The sequence below is a fragment of the Peribacillus phoenicis genome (assembly GCF_047238085.1).
In the GTDB taxonomy this organism is placed as follows: domain Bacteria; phylum Bacillota; class Bacilli; order Bacillales; family DSM-1321; genus Peribacillus.
The window spans coordinates 720,844-739,537 of the sequence record NZ_JBDFMF010000001.1; the positions used below are offsets into that span (position 1 = coordinate 720,844).

The 18,694-nt window shown below is 37.0% G+C and carries 18 protein-coding genes and 1 pseudogene; 12 read left to right on the forward strand and 7 right to left on the reverse strand.

Features of this window, described 5'->3' with window-relative positions:
* Positions 1 to 156: 156 nt before the first annotated feature.
* Positions 157 to 279, forward strand: a complete 123-nt coding sequence (locus ABC374_RS03590; RefSeq protein WP_284702813.1) for a hypothetical protein — start codon at positions 157 to 159, stop codon at positions 277 to 279.
* Positions 280 to 652: 373 nt separating this feature from the next.
* On the forward strand, positions 653 to 1,129 hold the full coding sequence (chrS, locus tag ABC374_RS03595; protein ID WP_133349124.1) for a chromate efflux transcriptional regulator ChrS: 477 nt from the start codon (positions 653 to 655) through the stop codon (positions 1,127 to 1,129).
* Positions 1,130 to 1,167: 38 nt separating this feature from the next.
* On the opposite strand, the gene chrA is transcribed toward chrS, so the two are convergent.
* The 4 genes from chrA to ABC374_RS03615 all read right to left on the reverse strand — a co-directional run bounded on the left by chrA (position 1,168) and on the right by ABC374_RS03615 (position 4,311).
* Positions 1,168 to 1,719, reverse strand: a complete 552-nt coding sequence (gene chrA / locus ABC374_RS03600) for a chromate efflux transporter ChrA (RefSeq protein ID WP_350301567.1) — start codon at positions 1,717 to 1,719, stop codon at positions 1,168 to 1,170.
* A complete protein-coding gene (gene chrB, locus ABC374_RS03605) occupies positions 1,719 to 2,339 on the reverse strand; it encodes a chromate efflux transporter ChrB (RefSeq protein WP_413015981.1) in 621 nt (206 codons plus the stop codon). The genes chrA and chrB overlap by 1 nt, the downstream gene beginning before the upstream one ends.
* Positions 2,340 to 2,663: 324 nt before the next feature.
* Complete coding sequence (locus tag ABC374_RS03610) at positions 2,664 to 3,536, reverse strand: DMT family transporter (protein WP_413015983.1); 873 nt, start codon at positions 3,534 to 3,536, stop codon at positions 2,664 to 2,666.
* A gap of 562 nt (positions 3,537 to 4,098) precedes the next feature.
* Positions 4,099 to 4,311: a hypothetical protein gene (locus ABC374_RS03615; RefSeq protein ID WP_350301569.1), complete on the reverse strand. Its 213-nt coding sequence runs from the start codon at positions 4,309 to 4,311 to the stop codon at positions 4,099 to 4,101.
* A gap of 388 nt (positions 4,312 to 4,699) precedes the next feature.
* Here ABC374_RS03615 and ABC374_RS03620 point away from each other — a divergent pair, with 388 nt between their 5' ends.
* From ABC374_RS03620 to ABC374_RS03630, 3 genes are all read left to right on the forward strand, one after another.
* Positions 4,700 to 5,062, forward strand: a complete 363-nt coding sequence (locus tag ABC374_RS03620) for a group I truncated hemoglobin (protein WP_241593607.1) — start codon at positions 4,700 to 4,702, stop codon at positions 5,060 to 5,062.
* A 95-nt stretch (positions 5,063 to 5,157) separates the two neighbouring features.
* Positions 5,158 to 5,541: a cupredoxin domain-containing protein gene (locus ABC374_RS03625; RefSeq protein WP_350301574.1), complete on the forward strand. Its 384-nt coding sequence runs from the start codon at positions 5,158 to 5,160 to the stop codon at positions 5,539 to 5,541.
* A gap of 181 nt (positions 5,542 to 5,722) precedes the next feature.
* Positions 5,723 to 6,277 (forward strand): hypothetical protein, encoded by a 555-nt coding sequence (locus ABC374_RS03630; RefSeq protein ID WP_413015986.1) that lies wholly within the window; start codon positions 5,723 to 5,725, stop codon positions 6,275 to 6,277.
* Positions 6,278 to 6,335: 58 nt separating this feature from the next.
* Here the strand turns inward: ABC374_RS03630 and ABC374_RS03635 are convergent, their stop codons facing one another.
* A complete protein-coding gene (locus tag ABC374_RS03635; RefSeq protein WP_413015988.1) occupies positions 6,336 to 7,748 on the reverse strand; it encodes a PQQ-dependent sugar dehydrogenase in 1,413 nt (470 codons plus the stop codon).
* A 391-nt stretch (positions 7,749 to 8,139) separates the two neighbouring features.
* Between ABC374_RS03635 and ABC374_RS03640 the strand changes: the two genes are divergently transcribed.
* The 5 genes from ABC374_RS03640 to ABC374_RS03665 all read left to right on the forward strand — a co-directional run bounded on the left by ABC374_RS03640 (position 8,140) and on the right by ABC374_RS03665 (position 14,891).
* Positions 8,140 to 9,729, forward strand: coding sequence for a bifunctional metallophosphatase/5'-nucleotidase (locus ABC374_RS03640; RefSeq protein ID WP_350301577.1), 1,590 nt, complete (start codon positions 8,140 to 8,142; stop codon positions 9,727 to 9,729).
* A gap of 266 nt (positions 9,730 to 9,995) precedes the next feature.
* Positions 9,996 to 10,361: a hypothetical protein gene (locus ABC374_RS03650; protein WP_413015990.1), complete on the forward strand. Its 366-nt coding sequence runs from the start codon at positions 9,996 to 9,998 to the stop codon at positions 10,359 to 10,361.
* A 587-nt stretch (positions 10,362 to 10,948) separates the two neighbouring features.
* Positions 10,949 to 12,304, forward strand: coding sequence for an APC family permease (locus tag ABC374_RS03655; protein WP_413015992.1), 1,356 nt, complete (start codon positions 10,949 to 10,951; stop codon positions 12,302 to 12,304).
* Positions 12,305 to 12,331: 27 nt separating this feature from the next.
* Positions 12,332 to 13,957, forward strand: a complete 1,626-nt coding sequence (locus ABC374_RS03660; RefSeq protein ID WP_413015994.1) for an amidohydrolase — start codon at positions 12,332 to 12,334, stop codon at positions 13,955 to 13,957.
* 34 nt (positions 13,958 to 13,991) lie between these two features.
* Entirely contained in the window at positions 13,992 to 14,891 is a 900-nt protein-coding gene (locus ABC374_RS03665; protein WP_413015996.1) for a carbon-nitrogen hydrolase, read from the forward strand.
* 743 nt (positions 14,892 to 15,634) lie between these two features.
* Here the strand turns inward: ABC374_RS03665 and ABC374_RS03670 are convergent.
* On the reverse strand, positions 15,635 to 16,828 hold the full coding sequence (locus ABC374_RS03670; protein ID WP_413015998.1) for a chromate transporter: 1,194 nt from the start codon (positions 16,826 to 16,828) through the stop codon (positions 15,635 to 15,637).
* Between the two features lie 17 nt (positions 16,829 to 16,845).
* A pseudogene (locus tag ABC374_RS03675) lies at positions 16,846 to 17,043 on the reverse strand (PadR family transcriptional regulator); the annotation flags it as partial.
* A gap of 408 nt (positions 17,044 to 17,451) precedes the next feature.
* On the opposite strand from ABC374_RS03675, the gene ABC374_RS03680 reads away from it, so the two are divergent.
* Both ABC374_RS03680 and ABC374_RS03685 read left to right on the forward strand, forming a co-directional pair.
* On the forward strand, positions 17,452 to 17,592 hold the full coding sequence (locus ABC374_RS03680; RefSeq protein WP_342604408.1) for a hypothetical protein: 141 nt from the start codon (positions 17,452 to 17,454) through the stop codon (positions 17,590 to 17,592).
* Between the two features lie 521 nt (positions 17,593 to 18,113).
* Positions 18,114 to 18,563, forward strand: a complete 450-nt coding sequence (locus tag ABC374_RS03685) for a hypothetical protein (protein WP_413016000.1) — start codon at positions 18,114 to 18,116, stop codon at positions 18,561 to 18,563.
* The last annotated feature ends 131 nt before the right edge of the window (positions 18,564 to 18,694 follow it).

Below are 18,694 nucleotides of genomic sequence, written 5' to 3' on the forward strand. Positions count from 1 at the left end.
TGAGTGTTTGTAGACTGCTCTTATTTTGATTACACCTAAATAAATTGAAACTGCCGGGAAAATGGGCAGTTTTTGTATTTAGTCTATTCAAAATATTTTGTATTAAGGAAACATTTTGTCGTAAATGAATACTATGTAAAAAAGGAGCTGATCCATATGAATTGTACAAACCGTACACAGAAAAAAATAATGGCTTATTCCGCATTATTCAAAAAAATGGGCATTCTCAATGATGAGGAATACAAAAATATCGCAAAGACCTTTCAAACAAAGGATTGAGGAAGTGTCCATTGGAAATTCATAAACTTTTATCCTGCATTGAACGGGCTGTAAAACCCCCTCCTTCCAACTTCAAAGTAGGGGGGGAGACTTGCAGTCTGGAACTTAAGGGGGTGTCGGCGGTGCCGTCAATTTGTCTGGCCCTTAGTCTATCGCCTTCCATCTTTTTGGCGGCTGCACTCAGTTGGATGAAATGCTGCATCTTAAGTTTGAAAAACTACATATATGATGGAGATTCATATGCAAATAGAGGGGGGAAATTAGGGATGCCCAAAAATTTCTGCCTTTATTAGAAGTGAAAAGGAAGATTGTTGTGATCCGGTGGTGTTCTCTGCGATAATGGAATAAAGATATCGAAAAGGAGTTACGTAGGATGGCAGAGGACTTTAAGATTCCCAGCTTGAAAGTTGATGAAATCGATAAGAAAATCATATCGGTTTTACATGAAGATGCACGAATTTCATATACCGACTTAGCGAAGAAAGTGGAGCTTTCCAGAGTGGCGGTTCAGATGAGAATTAATCATCTTGTGGAAAACGGGGTGATCGAGAGGTTTACTGCGGTCATAAATCCAGCTAAGGTCGGCATCCATGTCTCGGCATTCTTTAACGTTGAGGTTGAGCCAAAATATCTGGAATCGGTCGCGCAGCAATTAGAATGTGAACCGGCTGTAACGAGTTTATATCATATGACCGGTCCGAGTAAACTCCATATGCACGGAATCTTTACTGATAATCAAGAGATGGAACGTTTTCTCAATGAGAAGCTGTATGCGGTCGTCGGTGTGGTCAGCGTTGATTGCCAAATTCTCATTAAACGCTATAAAAGCCGGATGGGCATGAAGCTTTAATAAAAAATCCCCCTATATAGGAGGATTTTTTATTATTATTATGTGTGCGGGATGATAAAGCCGCCGTACATAAAGGCAAGAATGATTACGAATGCAGGGTGGATCTTGAATTTACCTAAAGCCAAGAAGGCCAATCCAGCGATGACGATTGAATGGATGTAGCCGATGGATCCGACCGCATCCGCGGCCATATTCCAGGTGAGCAATAACATCATGATCGCAATTACGGGCTGTACAAGCAGTGACATGCCTTTTACAATAGGCGATTGCTTGTATTTTCGCAGGATTTTTAATAAATATATCAAAGCCACGGCTGAAGGGATGATCGTGCCTGCCAATGCAGCTAGAAATCCTGGCCAGCCATATACATCATATCCGACATATGCGGCTATTTTCGTGGCGATAGGTCCTGGGAGTGAATTTCCTAACGCAAGCATTTGAGAGAACTCGGTATTATCAAGCCAGCCATAACGGGTGACGATTTGATCATACATTAGCGGAATCGAGGCTGGACCTCCGCCGTAACCAAGCATATTGGCTATGAAAAACGCCAGAAAAACAGCAACTCCTATTGGGATAATAAGACCCATTAAGCGGATTCCTCCTTCCTATCCTTCTTTTTGTTTTTCAATCTATCCTTTAATTTAAAATGAAACGCTCCATATATAAGAAAAATCATGATGACGATACCCGGATGCAGGGAAATGACTTGCAGAAGCAAAAAGGAAATCGCAAAAAAGGTGATTCCGAGCACCTTTCCTAACCCTTTTACCGCCTTTTCGCCAAACTCATAAGCCATTTGACCAAGCATGACAGCAACCACCGGCATTACAGCAGCGATCATATTACTGATCATTGCGGAATTACTTAGAACATTAATGAACGCAATCAAGAAAACCATCGCAATGCATGAAGGTAAAACGTGAGCGGCCACACTTACGATGGCTCCCGGCCAGCCTTTTAGTTTATAACCAAGATATGCTGCCATCTTCGTGGCAATCGGTCCTGGGAGTGTATTGGCAATCGCCAAAGTGTCCCCGAATTCATCATCGTCGAGCCAGTGATAACGGGAAACTGCTTCGTGGCGGATGAGAGGGATGACTGATGGTCCGCCGCCGAAACCTAATATCCCCGTTCTCATCATCCCAATCGTCAATTCCGTATATGGTTTTTTCAAGAACGATTCCTCCTTTGTTATAAAATTTAGCATTCATTTCCAAAAGATTATGAATTAATGATAACAAAAATTATTTCGAAATGTACATAAAGTAACAATAATAATTACGTAATGAATGTATGTTTAAGATTTTTCAATATAATCGGCTGAAAAAAAATAAAATAATACAACTTTTTGTCTTAAGAATCAAGAAACCGTTGGGACGGTCCGCCTTATTATTAACATAAAGGGGGATTAGTAAGGATAAATTACAAATAAAAAACAACGTTTCTGCAATCCCCTTTTTTAAACCAAAAAAGAACCCTATAGGCAGCCTTTTTTAAAGAGACCGCTCTATAGGGTACAATTTAATGTGGGTTATTCTTCCCGAATGACTAATAACACACCGATAAAAATTAATATTGTGCCGATCCAAAAAGACAAGCCGATTTGTTCCCCTAGTATTAACCAACCTAAAAAAGTACCGACTATAGGCTGTAAAAAGAAAAATAATCCACCGCTTGAAGCGGTAAGCATTTGCAGTCCGCGATTCCACAGTAAAAAGGCACATGCTGTGGAAATAACGCCCAAGTATAATAGGCCGCCCCATATGGATGGATGCATGATTGCTTGAAAATCAAGCTCATCCAATCGACTGATCGTAACAGGTGTTAAAAAGACAATTGCCACAAGCACTGCATAGGTCGTTATAACAATTTGTGAATATTGCCCAGGGACACGTTTAATCAGAACAGACATAAGCGCCCAAGTTAAGGCAGCAATAAGCAGTGATAGGCCCCCAAGTTGGTGAGATGAGCCGATATGGGCATTCCCGACAATGGTACCGACACCGATTGTCGCTAAAATTACGGAAATTGATTTCTTGATGGTGATCTTTTCTTTTAAAACGATACGTGCAAATATCACCATAAATGCAGGTGTTGTGGAAGTAATGATAGCTCCCATTTGTGCAGTGGATAGCAGTGTACCGACTTCCTGGGTTACGATGGAAATTGTGTTTCCAACAAGTCCTATAATGAAAACCAAAAGCCAGTCTCGTTTTTCAATCCGCCAAGATTGTTTTGTTATAAAACCAATTGTCAGCAATGCTAAAATCGCAATTACATATCGTAATAATACTAATTCAAGTGGCGGAACAACGTCTACCACAACTTTTACCACAACATACATCCCGCCCCAAATGCTAGCAGCGAGTGATAAATATAAAGAACCTAATATAGTGTTTTTCATTTTGTACCCTCCGTTTTAACTAAACATTTCCAGTCCTTAACGGAGATGCAATTTTTCTGCCGTTAAGGGAGAATAACTGCAGGTACATCATTTTCGAATAGTGGTGACCACATCATCAGCTTTCAACTCACTTTCAAAAAAATATTTATTTTCAATGTTTTTAGCTAACATCAGTAAGTTATAAAATATACTCATTTAAATATACAAGATTTTAGATTGATAAAACAACAAATAATAGTATTGAAGCTAGCGAACCTTTAAGATGATCCGTCAATCAAGATAGTATACTGAAACTTGAAACACATGAAAAAACCCCACATGATCTATTAACAACTGGTGGGGTTTCTATTTGGCTTAATGGATTCTAGTTGGGATAGAAAGAGGGATTTAAAGGGAAGGGAAGCAAATGGTACAGTAATAATGCTGGTCAAATTGTCGGTAGCTAATAATGTAAGTGATAAAGCTGGAAAGAAAAGGTGGATTAGGATTAAAGAGCTCCCTTAAAGAGTTTAATCCTAATCCACCGTTAAGTTAAATTTGGTGCATGACTTTTCCGGAAACATCACAATCCGTTATATTTTCTTTCAATTTTCCTGAACTCGTCTGATAGTTCAAATAGGGTGTGTAATACGGCTGTTTGAATATATAGATTCATATAATTATCATTGCTCTTCTTTTGAAAAGATAAATCATGTTTTTCATTAATTTTACGAGTTATACATGCATTAATTTCGCTCCACATTTCTTTCGTTCCTTCTTTAACTTTAGTCTCCATAATCTCCCACTCCTTTTTTATTAGTTTATCCAATCTATTACATTCTTATACTTATTTTTTGGGCAATCTGGTAACTTTTTTATCTTAAAATTAATGTCTACAGTTTTATTTGGCATCCTTCTGTTTGAGTGCAAACTTGAAAAATAGGAGAAGTCATCACATTAGTGGTTATTAAATGCTGAAAAAAATATTGTGGACTAACACTATAGTCGCTTGGCTCAGTTTGTAGACGAAAGGGTTTTATCTAAAAGTGAAGACAAAGTTGATTTGAGGGGGGGGGACCCGCAGGAGAAATGGCGCCGTAAAGGGGATTAAATTGAAAGATAAGGAATAAAAACAAATTTTCTACAGAGAATACTTCTATTAATTACAAGTTAGGGGTGTATATATGGAACAAACACTTTATGAAAAAGTCGGCGGGGAAGAAGCGATAGCAAAAGTTGTGGACTATTTTTACTCCGAATTGGTTCTTAAGGATGAGACAGTTAATCATTTCTTTGAAAAAACGGATATGGAAAAGCAACGCCGTCATCAAACAAAGTTCATTAGTTTTGCATTAGGCGGTCCAAAACAATATTCTGGACAATCCATGGCAAAAGCTCACCAAGGATTGAATCTGCAACCAGACCATTTCAATGCCATTGTAAAACATCTTAACGATGCACTAGCTCACTTTGGAGTGAATGAAGCTGACATAGATACAGCTTTAACTAAAGTTGCTACACTAAGAGACGATATCTTGTATAAATGATTGTTATTGAGCTAGCAGCTCCTTTGCAACCAAATTAATAGTAATAATATTGTATGGATTAGAAAAAAATAGTGTTAGGGAAGGAGGGATTGCGAATGTCTGTGAAAAAGCGGGTAACAGGATTGGTCGTTGTGCTTGCAATGTTTGTAGTTGTGACAACTCTAGGCTCACTCGGCGTATATGCCGAATCCGGTGTTGTAGCTCAGCCTACGGTGAAATCGATTGAGGTCGAGTTGAACGATGATTACTTTAATCCGGAAGTCATCACTATTCCGAATGGAACAGTCACTACGTTGATATTGAAAAACAAAGGTACAAAAGAACACACCTTCACAGTGGAAAAGCTCGGAATTGACGCCGAGGTCCAGCCAGGTAAAGAAAAAACCATTACCGTGCAACCGAAACAGCCCGGTACATATGAACTGACATGCCGGTACCATTTCCAGGAAGGAATGGTTGGGAAAGTAATGGTCAAATAAAAAGCAGGGCCAATAAGGCCTTGTTTTTTTAATAGGCGATTAAGTTTTAGAGAGATTTTTTATTAAGCTATTTTTCATTACACAGGAAATTGATGTTTAGATTACTAATAATTGTTCCAACTCCAATAAATGGAAATATAATGTATCGTAACGTATAAACCATTTAGAATGAGGTGGAAAGGTGTATTTTTTTAAACCTATTTCTGATGAGGTTCGTTTATTTCAAATAATATTCAATAAACATAACAAAACGATGAAGCTCATTTTAGGGTCCATTTTTGCCTGTATTGCTGCTATTCTACAGGCTGCTGCTGGCTTTTTACCAGGTATCGGATATTTTATAAGTCCGCTAGCCACTGCACCTATTCTGTTATGTTCCATGTTTTCCATTCCTTTTGGAGTGATGACCTACCTTCTGACAATTATGTTGTTATTCATCCTACAGCCAACTGAACTGTTTGTATTTCCTTTTACAACAGGATTGTTAGGACTTGGCATAGGGGCATCCTTTTCCTTTTTTAGGAAGAGATTAAGTGTTATTGCTGCTGGTGCAATTCTATTAATGTCAGGAATTATGAGTCTACTATTTATTTTTCACTTTCCGGTTTTAGGTCCAGCCGTCTCAGTTTCCTTTTCATTTCTTATAACTGGCTTTATATTTACTTTCATTTATAGCTGGTTATGGGTTGAAATTGCTTTAATCATTTTTAAAAGATTAAAAATGATTATAATTTAGTGATTCTCCATCACTTAGTTTTAATTTCGATTCATAACAGGAATTTTATAGTTATGATTCATGGAACAATTTCAAAAACAGTACCTTGGTTGAAATCAGTCACTTTCATAGAGCCATAAACCCCTAAATATAATCTGCTTTGATCCAGGTTCGCCCCCAAATTAACATAATAAGCTGATTGAGACCCAAAATCATAATCGGTTTGTATCACACTAAAATCATTTTGTTGACCATTTGGTCTTACGGTGGTATAAGCTAAAGCCCCTCTTATCTTAGGTTGAGATTCTTTCCGGGCAAGATCGGTAAACACGACGCTTCCTGTTAAACCAGGGATGCTTTTCCCCATATATGCTTGTACTCCTGTAATTGCAGTTCCTCCAAACTTATCGGGTCTGGTATCTTCATGAAAATAACTTGTTAAAGGCTGAAGACGGCTCCCTGAAAGTGATACTGCTTCATTGTAATAAACAATTGTTTTTTCATCCAAATTCCGATTTTCAGTGCAGCCTTTAATAATCGAAGCAGGAAAAGTACCTTCCCAACCTCTCCAGCCAAAGTTAATAAATCCTTCTTTGTCAGGTTCAGAATTCATGGAATAAGCTTGAATAAGCTGAGTAACCGGTATTGGTTTATACTGAACGAATGAAAAAATCGACTCGACCAAACGCTGGCCGACATTTCCCGCATATTTAATATACTGATTATAAAATCTTTGAAATGAAATGCCTGGTATATTGCGCACCCCTTTTGCCATTACCATGAGCGTTTCCTGAATGGGTGTGGGAAGTTCATTGAAACGTGTGACAATGGGTGGATCATTGACGTACATATTCTTACCTACATCAATTTCAATTATTTTACCGGCGATTTCCAGATCATCCTGACTTAAGTTAAATGGATCATAGCGTGATCCGCCATCCCCGGTTGTTAAAACAAGTTTTCCTGTTTCAGGTGAAAAGTTCAAACTATTGAACCCATTATGAGTTGAAAATGGTCGTCTTAAGTTAAGTAATGTCCGTCGTTTTTGGGGTTGACCATTCGATTGTAAAATCCATTCTTCAATTGTATCAATATGATCATATTTAGTTTCTCTATTCATCCACCTTAGGTTTAAAGTTTTGGGATCACACGGGTCAGGCTTAAAAGATTCAGAAAGAGCACCTGGTCCTTGTGTTCCAGCTACTGAATAATGAAGATAAAACAGACCGTTATAATAAAATTCGGGATGAAACGCTAGGCCTAGCAATCCCCGTTCATCATATCCGCCACCAGATGCACCTAGTTTCAGGATTCGCGGGCGAATATCTAAAAAAGTCCTTATATCTCCGTTTCCTATGTAAAAGATCTCTCCTACCTGGGTTGCAATAAATAATCTTTCAATGGAGTCACCTGGAAGTATGGTTGTTTTCAAAACAGTAGGTAAATTTATTTTACTTACAATGGGCCGTAAACCAACCTTAACTTTTATCAACTGACTTTGCACCCCTTCTTATTGTTTTCTTTTTATAAGAATATGATTAGAGCCGTCCATTAGTACCAAATTAGGCCGGGGAATCTGAACTAAAGGAGTGCGTTAATTGAACTAAAATAAGTGAAATTTTTAAGAATAGGATAAATTCAAGTACTATCGGTTTAATGGGTAGAAAAATTAGAGCCTTTTTAAATAAAACTGTATTTTTTGCTAATCAAAATCTTAACAGATTTCTAAATGTTAAGCCGTATGAGTATTTTAAAAAGATATGCATGTACTTGGTTAACTTAACAATTATTATATGAAATATAACAAAAAATCACGGTCCCTTTATACGGATATAAAATTCAAGAGTTATTCTTGATTTACATCTAGAGGGAGGGATCGGAAATTGTCAAAATTTCAGGCCATATCTTCTTTATTCATCTTGGTATTTATCATCATTTTCGTAACTTATAAAATCACAGCATTCTCATCCAATCATTCCACAACGGATCATTCCACATCCAACCGCTACATCCAACTACAATTATTAGGCGTTAATGATTTTCACGGCCAACTAAACAAATATCAAATGGTTTCAGGAACCATGGCGGGCGGTGCTGAATACTTGGCTGCCTATTTAAAAAAATATAAACAAGAAAAACCAAATACATTACTCGTTCATGCTGGTGATATGGTAGGAGGAAGTCCTCCAATCTCTTCTCAATTTCAAGACGAACCCACGATTGAATTTTTAAACCTCCTGCACTTTGATGTCGGGACACCTGGAAATCATGAATTGGACGAAGGCGTATATGAAATGAAACGTCTCATTCATGGAGGATTCAATAAAAAAACAGGTTATTTTCAAGGTGCCAATACTGCTTACAGTTCTGCAAATATCATCGACAGAAAGTCGGGTACTCCTTTGTTACCACCGTATGTTATTAAACAAATTGACGGAATTAATATTGGATTTATCGGTGTGGTCACAAAAGAGACCAACCTGTATGTGGCACCTGAAAATCGAAAAGAAGTAGAAATTACGGATGAAGTTTCAGCTATTAACCGAACCGTTAAGCTTTTAAAGGAAAAAGGGATCAAAGTGATTGTTGTACTGGCACATGATTCAGCTAAATCAGATAAGGCAGGAGCAAATTCCAGTGGAGCTTTAGTGGAGATGGCTCCAAAAATCGATGATGAGGTCGATGTCATTTTTGCGGGTCACAGCCATGAATATGCCAATACCGTTGCAGCGGGTAAACTGATCGTTCAAGCTTATTCTAACGGGAAAGCCTTTTCTCAAGTAAATCTTGAAATTGACCCACATACTAAAATTATTGTTAAGAAACAAGCAAAGATAGTTGCCACTTCACATCATCATATAAAACCGGATGAAGAAACGGTTGCTCTTCTAAATAAATATAGAAAAAGATTGGGGAGCAATTTTAATCAGGTAATAGGGGAAATGCCGGAAGAAATCAGACGAAATCAAGGTGCAAACGGTGAATCCCCATTAGCGAAAATGATTGCAGAATCTGAGCGGGAAGCCATGGGGGTAGATATAGCTTTTGTCCATCAGGGCGAAATGCGAAAAAGTTTAAAAAAAGGGAAAATCACTGTAGAAGACCTTTATACAAACGTGCCTATGGGTAATAATGTCAGTAAGTTAATTTTAACAGGAGAGCAGATAAAACTTGCTTTAGAACAGCAGTGGACGAAAGATTATGAAAATAGGTTACAAACGGTTGGTTTAACGTATAATTGGGACCCCGATTCTCCAATTGGCAACCGCATTGTTGCGCTGAAAGACATGAAGGGTCAAGAGATTCAGGCAAGCAACGAATATGAAGTAGCGGTTAGTAATTATTTGGCTTCAGGCGGTGATAACTTCACTGCATTTGAACAAGGTAGACTCGTAGAATCCGGTCCGCAAGTCGTCACTGCACTAATACGCTATATCCAACAGAAGTATCCTCCCCATTCATTGAAAGAATGAAGGGGAAAATACAAGGATTTGCATAAGTAAGTGAACCCAAAAAGTTAGACACTTTATTTACTTAGGCAGCCTTGAGGGCATGAACCCGGTAATCTACCGGGCTCATGCCTTTTAATTTTACCTTGATTCGTTGATGAGGGGTTTTTGAGCAAAGGGGTAACGTGTCATACGACATAGATATATGAATAGAACATCACTAAATTAAATAATATGATAACGGGGAGAAATGAGGTGATTGCCTGTTAGAAAGACTTAGAAAAATTGATATGAAAACAGCTGTATTTATGGGGATTAGCTTTTACTCTTTGACTATCTTAATCCATGTTCTTATTATTAACGGCATTATCCCATTGACATGGGTTAATGGTGGAAGGTCTGAATCTCTGGCTACTCAGCTACCAATTTCTATTATGAATACCATTATTTCTATAATTGGAGGTTTTTTCACCCTGTTTGTTGGAAGAAATATATTATATAAAGGAATAACCGTGATATGTTGGTTTTTTGTTGTGCTTTGGTCATTTGGGTTTATCCTGCAATTATTTGGAACAGCTTTTGAAAAAATGGTTTGTTCGTTAATATTGCTTCTTGGAGTCATCTCGAACTTGCGTATGGCAATTGAAACAAGATAGCACTAACACTTAAATCTTTATATGTACAGACTGTACACAAATGGTCTCATCCAAAACCTTGATTAAGACTGTTTAACCTTTATTTTTCACAGTAATCCTTAATGGATTGAAGAAATTTGCGACACACCTGCCGAATAACTGGCTGGCGGAGACCCCACAGACGCGTCGAGGAGGCTTGGCAGACAGTCGGCGGAAAGGGAGCGGATTTCTGAAATCAAGCTGGAACTTTTAAAAGGAAAAAAATGCAGGGAAACTTTCCAAACTCATTTAAAGAAGTTTTAGAGAAACTTTTTATAAAATCTACAAATATTTTCGACTATTGTTAATTTACTCTTTCAAAGGAGTTGCTTTGGCAGCTCTTTTTCTTATGGAATAAAAAGGGGCATTCAAGAAGTAGTCGAACTGGTATTAACTTCCGTCACTGACGACTAATTATGCAATATTAAATAATTGATGTAGAATTGCATAAGCCTATTAATTCATTAAATAATCTGTATATTGCAATTGTTGGCAAAATACCATTATTCCCCACTTGGTATGGTATTTGCATATAAGTTAATTAATCACGAATAAGGGTGGAGTGATACATGGAGAATGCAAAATTAAGACGTTCGTTAACAGTATTTCCTTTAGTGCTATTTGGATTGGCTTATATGGCACCTACAACAGTTTTTTCTACTTATGGGGTTGTTGCGGAAATAACGAAAGGGATGGTACCTGCTGCTTATATCATAGCTTTGGCTGGTATGCTGTTTACAGCCTATAGTTATGGTCAAATGGTTAAGGCCTACCCTGTTGCCGGTTCTGCATATACATTTACTCAAAAGGCTCTTAATCCTCACCTTGGGTTCTTAGTGGGCTGGGTTATCCTATTGGACTATTTATTTTTGCCAATGATCAATGGATTACTGATCGCTATTTACTTAAACGCATATTTTCCATCCGTTCCTTTTTCCTTCTGGTTAATTGCCTTTGTCATTTTAATCACCACTGTAAATATAATTGGAGTGAAAATAGCAACAAAAATAAATGTTTTATTAGTTGCCTGTCAATTTCTAATAATAGTTATATTTACATTCCTCTCGATTAAAGGGTTGCTTAACGGAATGGGTTCAGGAACATTATTCATGAGTTCTCCATTTGTGAATGGAGATATACCACTATCTTTAGTACTAGCAGGATCTTCTGTTTTATGTTTATCTTTTTTAGGATTTGATGCTGTTACCACATTTTCAGAGGAGACCATTAATCCGAAAAAAATAATACCAAAAGCCATTTTCCTCGTCGCATTAATAGGGGGAGGTCTGTTTGTCACCATCTCATACATCAGTCACCTTGTTTACCCAAATTTCCAAGCCTTTAAAGATCCAGATTCCGCTTCCTTGGAAATCGCCATGTACATAGGGGGTAATTTATTTCAATCTATTTTTCTAGCAGGATATATTACCGGGGGGTTGGCATCTGGTTTATCAGCTCATGCAAGTGTTTCGCGACTTTTGTATGCGATGGGGAGAGATGGAGTTCTTCCAAAGAAAATATTTGGTCATATTCATCCAAAATTCCAAACTCCAACACACAACATTATCTTAGTGGGTATTTTTGCTTTATCTGCTTTATTTGTTGATTTAGTGACAGCATCATCCTTTATTAACTTTGGGGCGCTTGTTGCCTTTACCTTTGTTAATCTTTCGGTTATTTCCCATTATTTTATTAGAGAAAAACAGCGATACGGAATGCACACACTAAAATACCTAATATTGCCTCTGATTGGTACTGGTTTCACAATTTGGTTATGGACCAGTCTTGATTCAAAGGCACTTTTACTCGGACTGGGATGGTTAGGAATTGGTGTCATCATGCTGCTTTCAAATACGAAAATGTTTAGTAAGCGGCCGCCTGAGCTTTCTATTGATAGTGCGATTGAAAAAGAAATTCAGGCATAAAAGCTATATTCATCAAGGAGGATAAAAATGGTAATTGCAGACATCATTCTTTCTGGTCAACATGTTTTTACTGGGTTACAAGATGAGCCAATAAAAGCAGCTATCGCCATTAAAGATAATAAAATTATTAAAATCAGTTCTAAAGAAGATATAATGTCATTCCTTGGAGATCAAACAAAAGTGTATGACATGGAAGAGGGACTAATTATACCGGGATTTCATGATTTTCATATGCACATTATGATGGGAAGCATTTTACAGAAGGATAGTGCCAAATTATTTGATGCAGCTTCAGAAGAAGAGGCAGCCAAAATAGTAGGTGAATTTGCAGAAACGAGACCAAATGATGAGTGGATATTTGGTGTTGGCTGGGATCATACCAATTGGAAGAACAAAGTGCTGCCACATAGAACAACACTAGATAAATATATTTGTGATCGTCCTGTTTTATTATTCAATGCAGAAGTGCATTACGCATGGATCAATAGTAAAGCAATGGAAATGATTCAATTAACGAAGGATACACCAGATCCGGAATATGGAGAAATTGGAAAAGATGAAAATGGGGAACTGACAGGCCTTTTATTTGAACAGGCAATTGGGTATGCATCAGAACATGCATACAAATTACCGAAAGAAAAACGTGTAAACCTATTCCAAGGTTTTCTTAATGAAACAAAAAGATTGGGAATCACATCCGTTAATGATTTATACGGAGCTAAAATTGCGCCAAATCCATTAGACGATCTTGAAATTTTTAAGGAATTTGAGAGAGAAGGGTTACTAACTACTAGAATTCACTTTTCGCCTGAGTTAAAAATGGATTTAGCTGCCGCAAAGGAATTACAAAAAAATTATCAGTCAGACAAGCTTACCTTTTCTGGATTAAAACAATTTATAGATGGTGTTGTGACAAGTCATACTGCTTTTTTATTGGATCATTACAAAGACCGTCCAGATACAAAAGGCGGAACAACTTATCCAGCTGAAACAATTAAACAATTAGTAAAAAAGGCAGATAAGGAAAATTTTCAAATTCGTTTCCATGCTATTGGTAACGGTGCAGTCCGCTTAGCATTGGATGCATTTGAAGAAGCGAGAAACGTAAATGGACAAAGAGATGCTAGACATGTCATTGAACATGTGGAGGTATTGCACCCGGATGATGTTCATCGCTTTAAGGAATTAGATGTAATCGCTTCCTTTCAACCTAAACACATTGAATTAATGGAAAGTGAGGCATATACAGCTAGAATCAGTGAAAAACAACAACCTCTCTATTATCCTATCAAAACACTAGTGGATACTGGTGCTAAAATTGCCTTTGGTACAGATTTTCCTGTAGTGCCCCTAAATCCCATGATGGGTATTTATCAGGCAATCACGAGAAAAGATTTAACCGGGAAGGCGTGGCAAGAGTCAGAAGGAGTAACATTGGCACAAGCGTTAAAATATTACACGGCTACACCGGCATTCGGGTCTTTCAGAGATAAAGAATTAGGCACATTGGAAGCAGGGAAGATAGCGGATATCGCAGTATTAAATAAAAATTTATTTAGCATATCAACAGAGGAAATTCTTGAAACAGAAGTGAAGATGACGATTATGGATGGAAAGATCGTATATGAAAACCAGGTCGTCCAAAAGGTATAAGATAAAAGAATATTAAAAGGTAGGTAGTGAGAAAATGTCAAAAGTAAAAGTTGGTCTTATTCAAATTCATTGCGGAGAATACATTGAGCAAAATATTCAAAAAACGATAGAGAAAATAAAAGAAACAGTAAATAAAGGTGCACAAATCGTTTGCCTACAGGAATTATTTTCTTCGCAATATTTTCCGCAAACGGTCAGTGTGAAAAATTATGATTTAGCTGAAGATGTAGATAGCGGTACATTAGCCAAAATGGGTGAATTAGCAAAGGAATTAGCAATTGTCTTGATTGTCCCTTTTTACGAAAGAGCAGGTGCTGGAATTTATTTTAATAGTGCAGCTGTATTTGACGCTGATGGAGAATGTTTAGGGATTACAAGAAAAAATCATATTCCGGATGGTCCCCAATATCATGAAAAATATTATTTCGTTCCAGGCAATACTGGGTATCCTGTCTATGAAACGGCTTATGGAAAAATAGGAGTCGGGATTTGTTGGGACGAGTGGTATCCAGAAGTTGCCCGAATTTTGAGCTTACAAGGTGCAGAGATATTATTCTATCCTTCCGCTATTGGTTCAGAGCCAGATCATCCCGAGATATCGACAAGATCATCCTGGGAAAAGGCAATTTCCGCTCATGGCATTTCTAATGGTGTATTCGTTGCTGCGACAAATCGAGTGGGCCAGGAAAAGGACATGAATTTTTACGGCGGTTCATTCATTAGCGATACATTCGGGAATATTCTAGCTTCACTTGATGATGAAGAAGGAATTATTGTGCAAGAAATTGATTTAAAAGAAATAGAAGAGACTAGAAAAATTCTGCAATTCTTTAGAGACCGTCGTGTTGATACATACGGCCCTATATTACAAAAAGAAATACTCCCAACCCCATCCCCTTCTAAAAAGGGAACAAACAAAGCGCTGTTTAGTTAATCATTAAAAAATAATGCAGGTGTTTTCTCTTAGGAGGTCCAAAATAATAACCGTCTCTGCTAACTTTGCCATCTAATGTTTACTTTATAAAGGTAATTTTAAGAGCTTGAATAAGGGAAATTGGAAGGGGGGAAGCTTGCTGATAACGTTGTCCTCGACCGTGATCTTTTTGCGGTTCCGCTTGAGGAGATACCTGAAACGAAAGTGAAATGACCATCATGGACGGTAAAATCATCTTCACTGCTCCTGAATAACACAAATATGCTTAAATGCGTAATAAATTATACAATGGAGGTATAATAGGGTTCAGTCGATTATAGCGAAATATATTTAAAAGAAATAGCAGGTGGGACTACCTGTTATTTCTTTTTTGCTAATTGAGAGCTATGCCTTAAAAGGTATAGCGTTTTTGTTTATACAAGCAGTTTTATCAAAATTTAAAATAAACAGGTGTATAAGTATAAAAACAAGGAAATAAATTCTGAGGAAATAAAAATTTTAGGTGAAGTTATTAGTTTATTATACATGACTAATAGGTGTACTTTTTTATATTTTAAGATAATTCAATGAAGATTGTAGCTTTCATTGTCGTAGCTTTTTCTAATGCAACTAATGGGGTTTTTATTTCAATAATAGGGTTGTACTAGGGGAGCCTTGGAACTAACGGTGCAGGTTAGTTCCATAGGAAATATAGAATGAATAAGATGAAAATGTGAAACGATAAATGAATAAAATACCTCGATTCATATTAAAGTCATAAGTGAGCCGCCAGTAGCACCGGTTATCACTATAAACCAAGCAGGCAATTTCCAGTATACAAGCATACTAAATAAGATGGCAGCAAAAGCAAAGTCTATAGGAGCTAAGATGGAGCTGGTCCAAATGGGATTATAAAAAGCCGCAATCAAGATGCCTACAACTGCTGCATTTACTCCCATTAATGCCCCTTTTACTTTAGAATTACGGCGTAATGTGTCCCAAAATGGCAATGTCCCTAGAATAAGAAGAAATGCAGGTAAGAAAATAGCAATTGTTGCTAATAAGCCACCTTGCCATCCGTTTATCACGGCACCTATGTACGCTGCAAACGTAAATAATGGTCCTGGTACAGCTTGTGTTGCACCATACCCAGCAAGAAATGCCTCTTTGTCTAGCCATCCAGTAGGGACAAATTCACGTTCAAGCAATGGCAAGACTACATGTCCACCACCAAACACTAAAGAACCAGACCGATAAAAGCTATCAAACAGAGCAATCCAATTTGATGAAGTAACCTCTCGTAAAATTGGAAGTAGAAACAGTAATCCGAAAAATAAAGCTAAACTAACAAAACCGACACCACGCGAAATCGGAAAATGAACGTTAGATTCATAACTTTCGTCGTGTTGTTTATAAATTAGAAAACCAATCAATGCTGCCAGTATAATAATACCGACTTGCACATAGGCAGTCTGCCAAATCAAGGTCCCAACCAAGGCTATTAATGCAATTGTTTTTCTCTTTACATCTGGAGTTAATTTTTTTGACATCCCCAAAATGGCGTGTGCAACTACGGCTACTGCTACTATTTTTAATCCGTGGATCCAGCCTGCATTTGAAACATCCATTCCTTTGAAAAATAATGCTAATATTACTAACGCTATCACCGAAGGCAGTGTAAAACCAAGGAAAGCTAAAATTCCACCGAAGAAACCTCCCCGCATAACTCCGACTCCAATTCCAACCTGACTGCTAGCTGGACCAGGCAAGAATTGACACAAAGCAACTAAATCAGCATAGCTTTTTTCATCCATCCATTTTCTTCGTCTAACATACTCATCATGAAAGTAACCTAAATGTGCTATTGGCCCACCAAACGATGTTAAACCAAGCCTTGTTGAAACCAATAGTATTTCAATTAGTGACTTAAAACATCTATTTGTTTTGTTTTGATCCAACTAAAGTATTCCTCCTATTATTTAAGTTCATAAGCTTTCTTTCTGGCTTCCATAAATATTTCTTTTTTCAGTGGTCGAATAAATAATTTTCTTATTTTCCCATCGACGTTTCGTTCCTCATTTATTAAAAGTCCATCAGATTCCATTGTGTATAAAGTACCTGAATTGACGGTTTATCCATGTCATTTTAGTTCTTCGAACATCCAAAGACCAAAATCGATTATATATTGAAGTATACTATTTATAAATATTTAGTTTCTAAGTCCAACAATTAATTTACACACTCTTAATATTTGCTCAACCTAACATTATTTATCAAAAAGTGGAAACATTTATAGCCTTTAATGTTTAGGTAAATCCATAATGAAAGTCATTACCGGAAGCTGATTAGCAGCTTTTTTTCTTTTGGAGAAAAAAAGCAGTATTTAAAAAGAGGAGGGATTTAACACTTAGCGTACTCCTTTTTTTGTTAAGTGAGACGGTTAGCGAAGAACAATATGGGAAATACTAAGAGTATGAAAACATTACCGAATTTTCAGAAAAATACATTGACGGGAAAATACAGTTGTTATATATTATTAATAAGTTAAATTTATTGTTATATAACAGAAGGAGGAGTCAAAATGATGAATATTCATGATAAAGCCTATGAAAGTTATTTAAAGATTTGTGAAAGGTATGAAATCGAGTCGATAAACTTCGACCACTTCATCAAAAATCTAACCAAAGACCAGTTGGATGAATACAGTAAATTAGCCGTTTAAATGAAAGGGCGTGATTGCACAAGATGGACCTCCCGGTTGATGTAGATGTAGAAGCCAGTTAAAAACCCCACCAGGTGCTATGGGAACAGGTGGGGTTTTGTTATGTGTTTAGCTTATTTCATTTAGTTGCACGCCGCTATTTGGTAAGGATATTATAGCCCCTCTTACTAGTCTTAACTGACCTTTTCTGTGCTTCTAATACCACCACTATGTGAACAAACCCACAGTATAAGATAAATAGCTCCTATATTTAAAATATCCCATTATTTTAAAGAGCATTGTAGTAATTCGGCGTCCCGATAAAAAAGCATTGCAACGATAATTCAAACTGGTGCTTGTCTAAAATGTAGTGACATAGAAGACCGCAGAACAATAGCGTTTTTGTTTAGTACAGCTGCTTTATAAAACTTAATTTCTGTTGTGAAGCTAGACCTTTGATATACAATATATGTAAGGGGGGTCGGTGATTAATGTATCAGGGTTGAATATCTAGAATAAGGGTCAGACGATGGAGGTTCGCAGTGAAAAAAATCGGGGTTTTATTTGGAGTAATTGTTATTATAGGTATTGCACTTTATGTTATACTTGCTCAACCAAATCTTGAAGCGGATTTATTAGGAACAGGAGAAGATAAAAAGGTCATATTAGTAACTTTAGAGAATACGGGATTTCGTGATATTCAATTACTTGATATCCACATTAACGGTACTGAAAAACCCGATATAGTTAAGCTACAAGTAAATAAAACAGGTAAAGGATTTGCTATTACAGATACTTTCGATGATCCGGGATATGAGTTTATGGATTATGACTCAATAGAAATTGAGCCTGAAAAAGAAGTGAATAAGAATAAAGAAGATATTGTTTCTGTCTATGCGCTGTCCATAAAACATAGTGTCGAAGTTCATTCATTATCTGTGAGTTATAAATATTTAGGTAAGGAATTTGAAGAAATTGCCAGGTTTGATTAGTTCGCATTTGCTATATAGTTTCCTCATCTTCTTTTGAAATCAAGAATCAGTATAAAGACTCGCTATCCACCTTTACTGATGCTTTTCATTTGTACACATTTAGGTTGCTTATCCAGCTAACTATCCTAACT

Bases quoted from the DNA above. Each gene is read 5' to 3' on its own strand.
- ABC374_RS03665 (WP_413015996.1), top strand. From the start codon at position 13,992: ATGTCAAAAGTAAAAGTTGGTCTTATTCAAATTCATTGCGGAGAATAC.
- ABC374_RS03655 (WP_413015992.1), top strand. From the start codon at position 10,949: ATGGAGAATGCAAAATTAAGACGTTCGTTAACAGTATTTCCTTTAGTG.
- ABC374_RS03620 (WP_241593607.1), top strand. From the start codon at position 4,700: ATGGAACAAACACTTTATGAAAAAGTCGGCGGGGAAGAAGCGATAGCA.
- chrA (WP_350301567.1), bottom strand. From the start codon at position 1,719: ATGGGTCTTATTATCCCAATAGGAGTTGCTGTTTTTCTGGCGTTTTTC.
- ABC374_RS03680 (WP_342604408.1), top strand. From the start codon at position 17,452: ATGATGAATATTCATGATAAAGCCTATGAAAGTTATTTAAAGATTTGT.
- ABC374_RS03660 (WP_413015994.1), top strand. From the start codon at position 12,332: ATGGTAATTGCAGACATCATTCTTTCTGGTCAACATGTTTTTACTGGG.
- ABC374_RS03650 (WP_413015990.1), top strand. From the start codon at position 9,996: ATGAAAACAGCTGTATTTATGGGGATTAGCTTTTACTCTTTGACTATC.
- ABC374_RS03615 (WP_350301569.1), bottom strand. From the start codon at position 4,311: ATGGAGACTAAAGTTAAAGAAGGAACGAAAGAAATGTGGAGCGAAATT.
- ABC374_RS03610 (WP_413015983.1), bottom strand. From the start codon at position 3,536: ATGAAAAACACTATATTAGGTTCTTTATATTTATCACTCGCTGCTAGC.
- chrB (WP_413015981.1), bottom strand. From the start codon at position 2,339: ATGCTAAATTTTATAACAAAGGAGGAATCGTTCTTGAAAAAACCATAT.
- ABC374_RS03625 (WP_350301574.1), top strand. From the start codon at position 5,158: ATGTCTGTGAAAAAGCGGGTAACAGGATTGGTCGTTGTGCTTGCAATG.
- chrS (WP_133349124.1), top strand. From the start codon at position 653: ATGGCAGAGGACTTTAAGATTCCCAGCTTGAAAGTTGATGAAATCGAT.
- ABC374_RS03590 (WP_284702813.1), top strand. From the start codon at position 157: ATGAATTGTACAAACCGTACACAGAAAAAAATAATGGCTTATTCCGCA.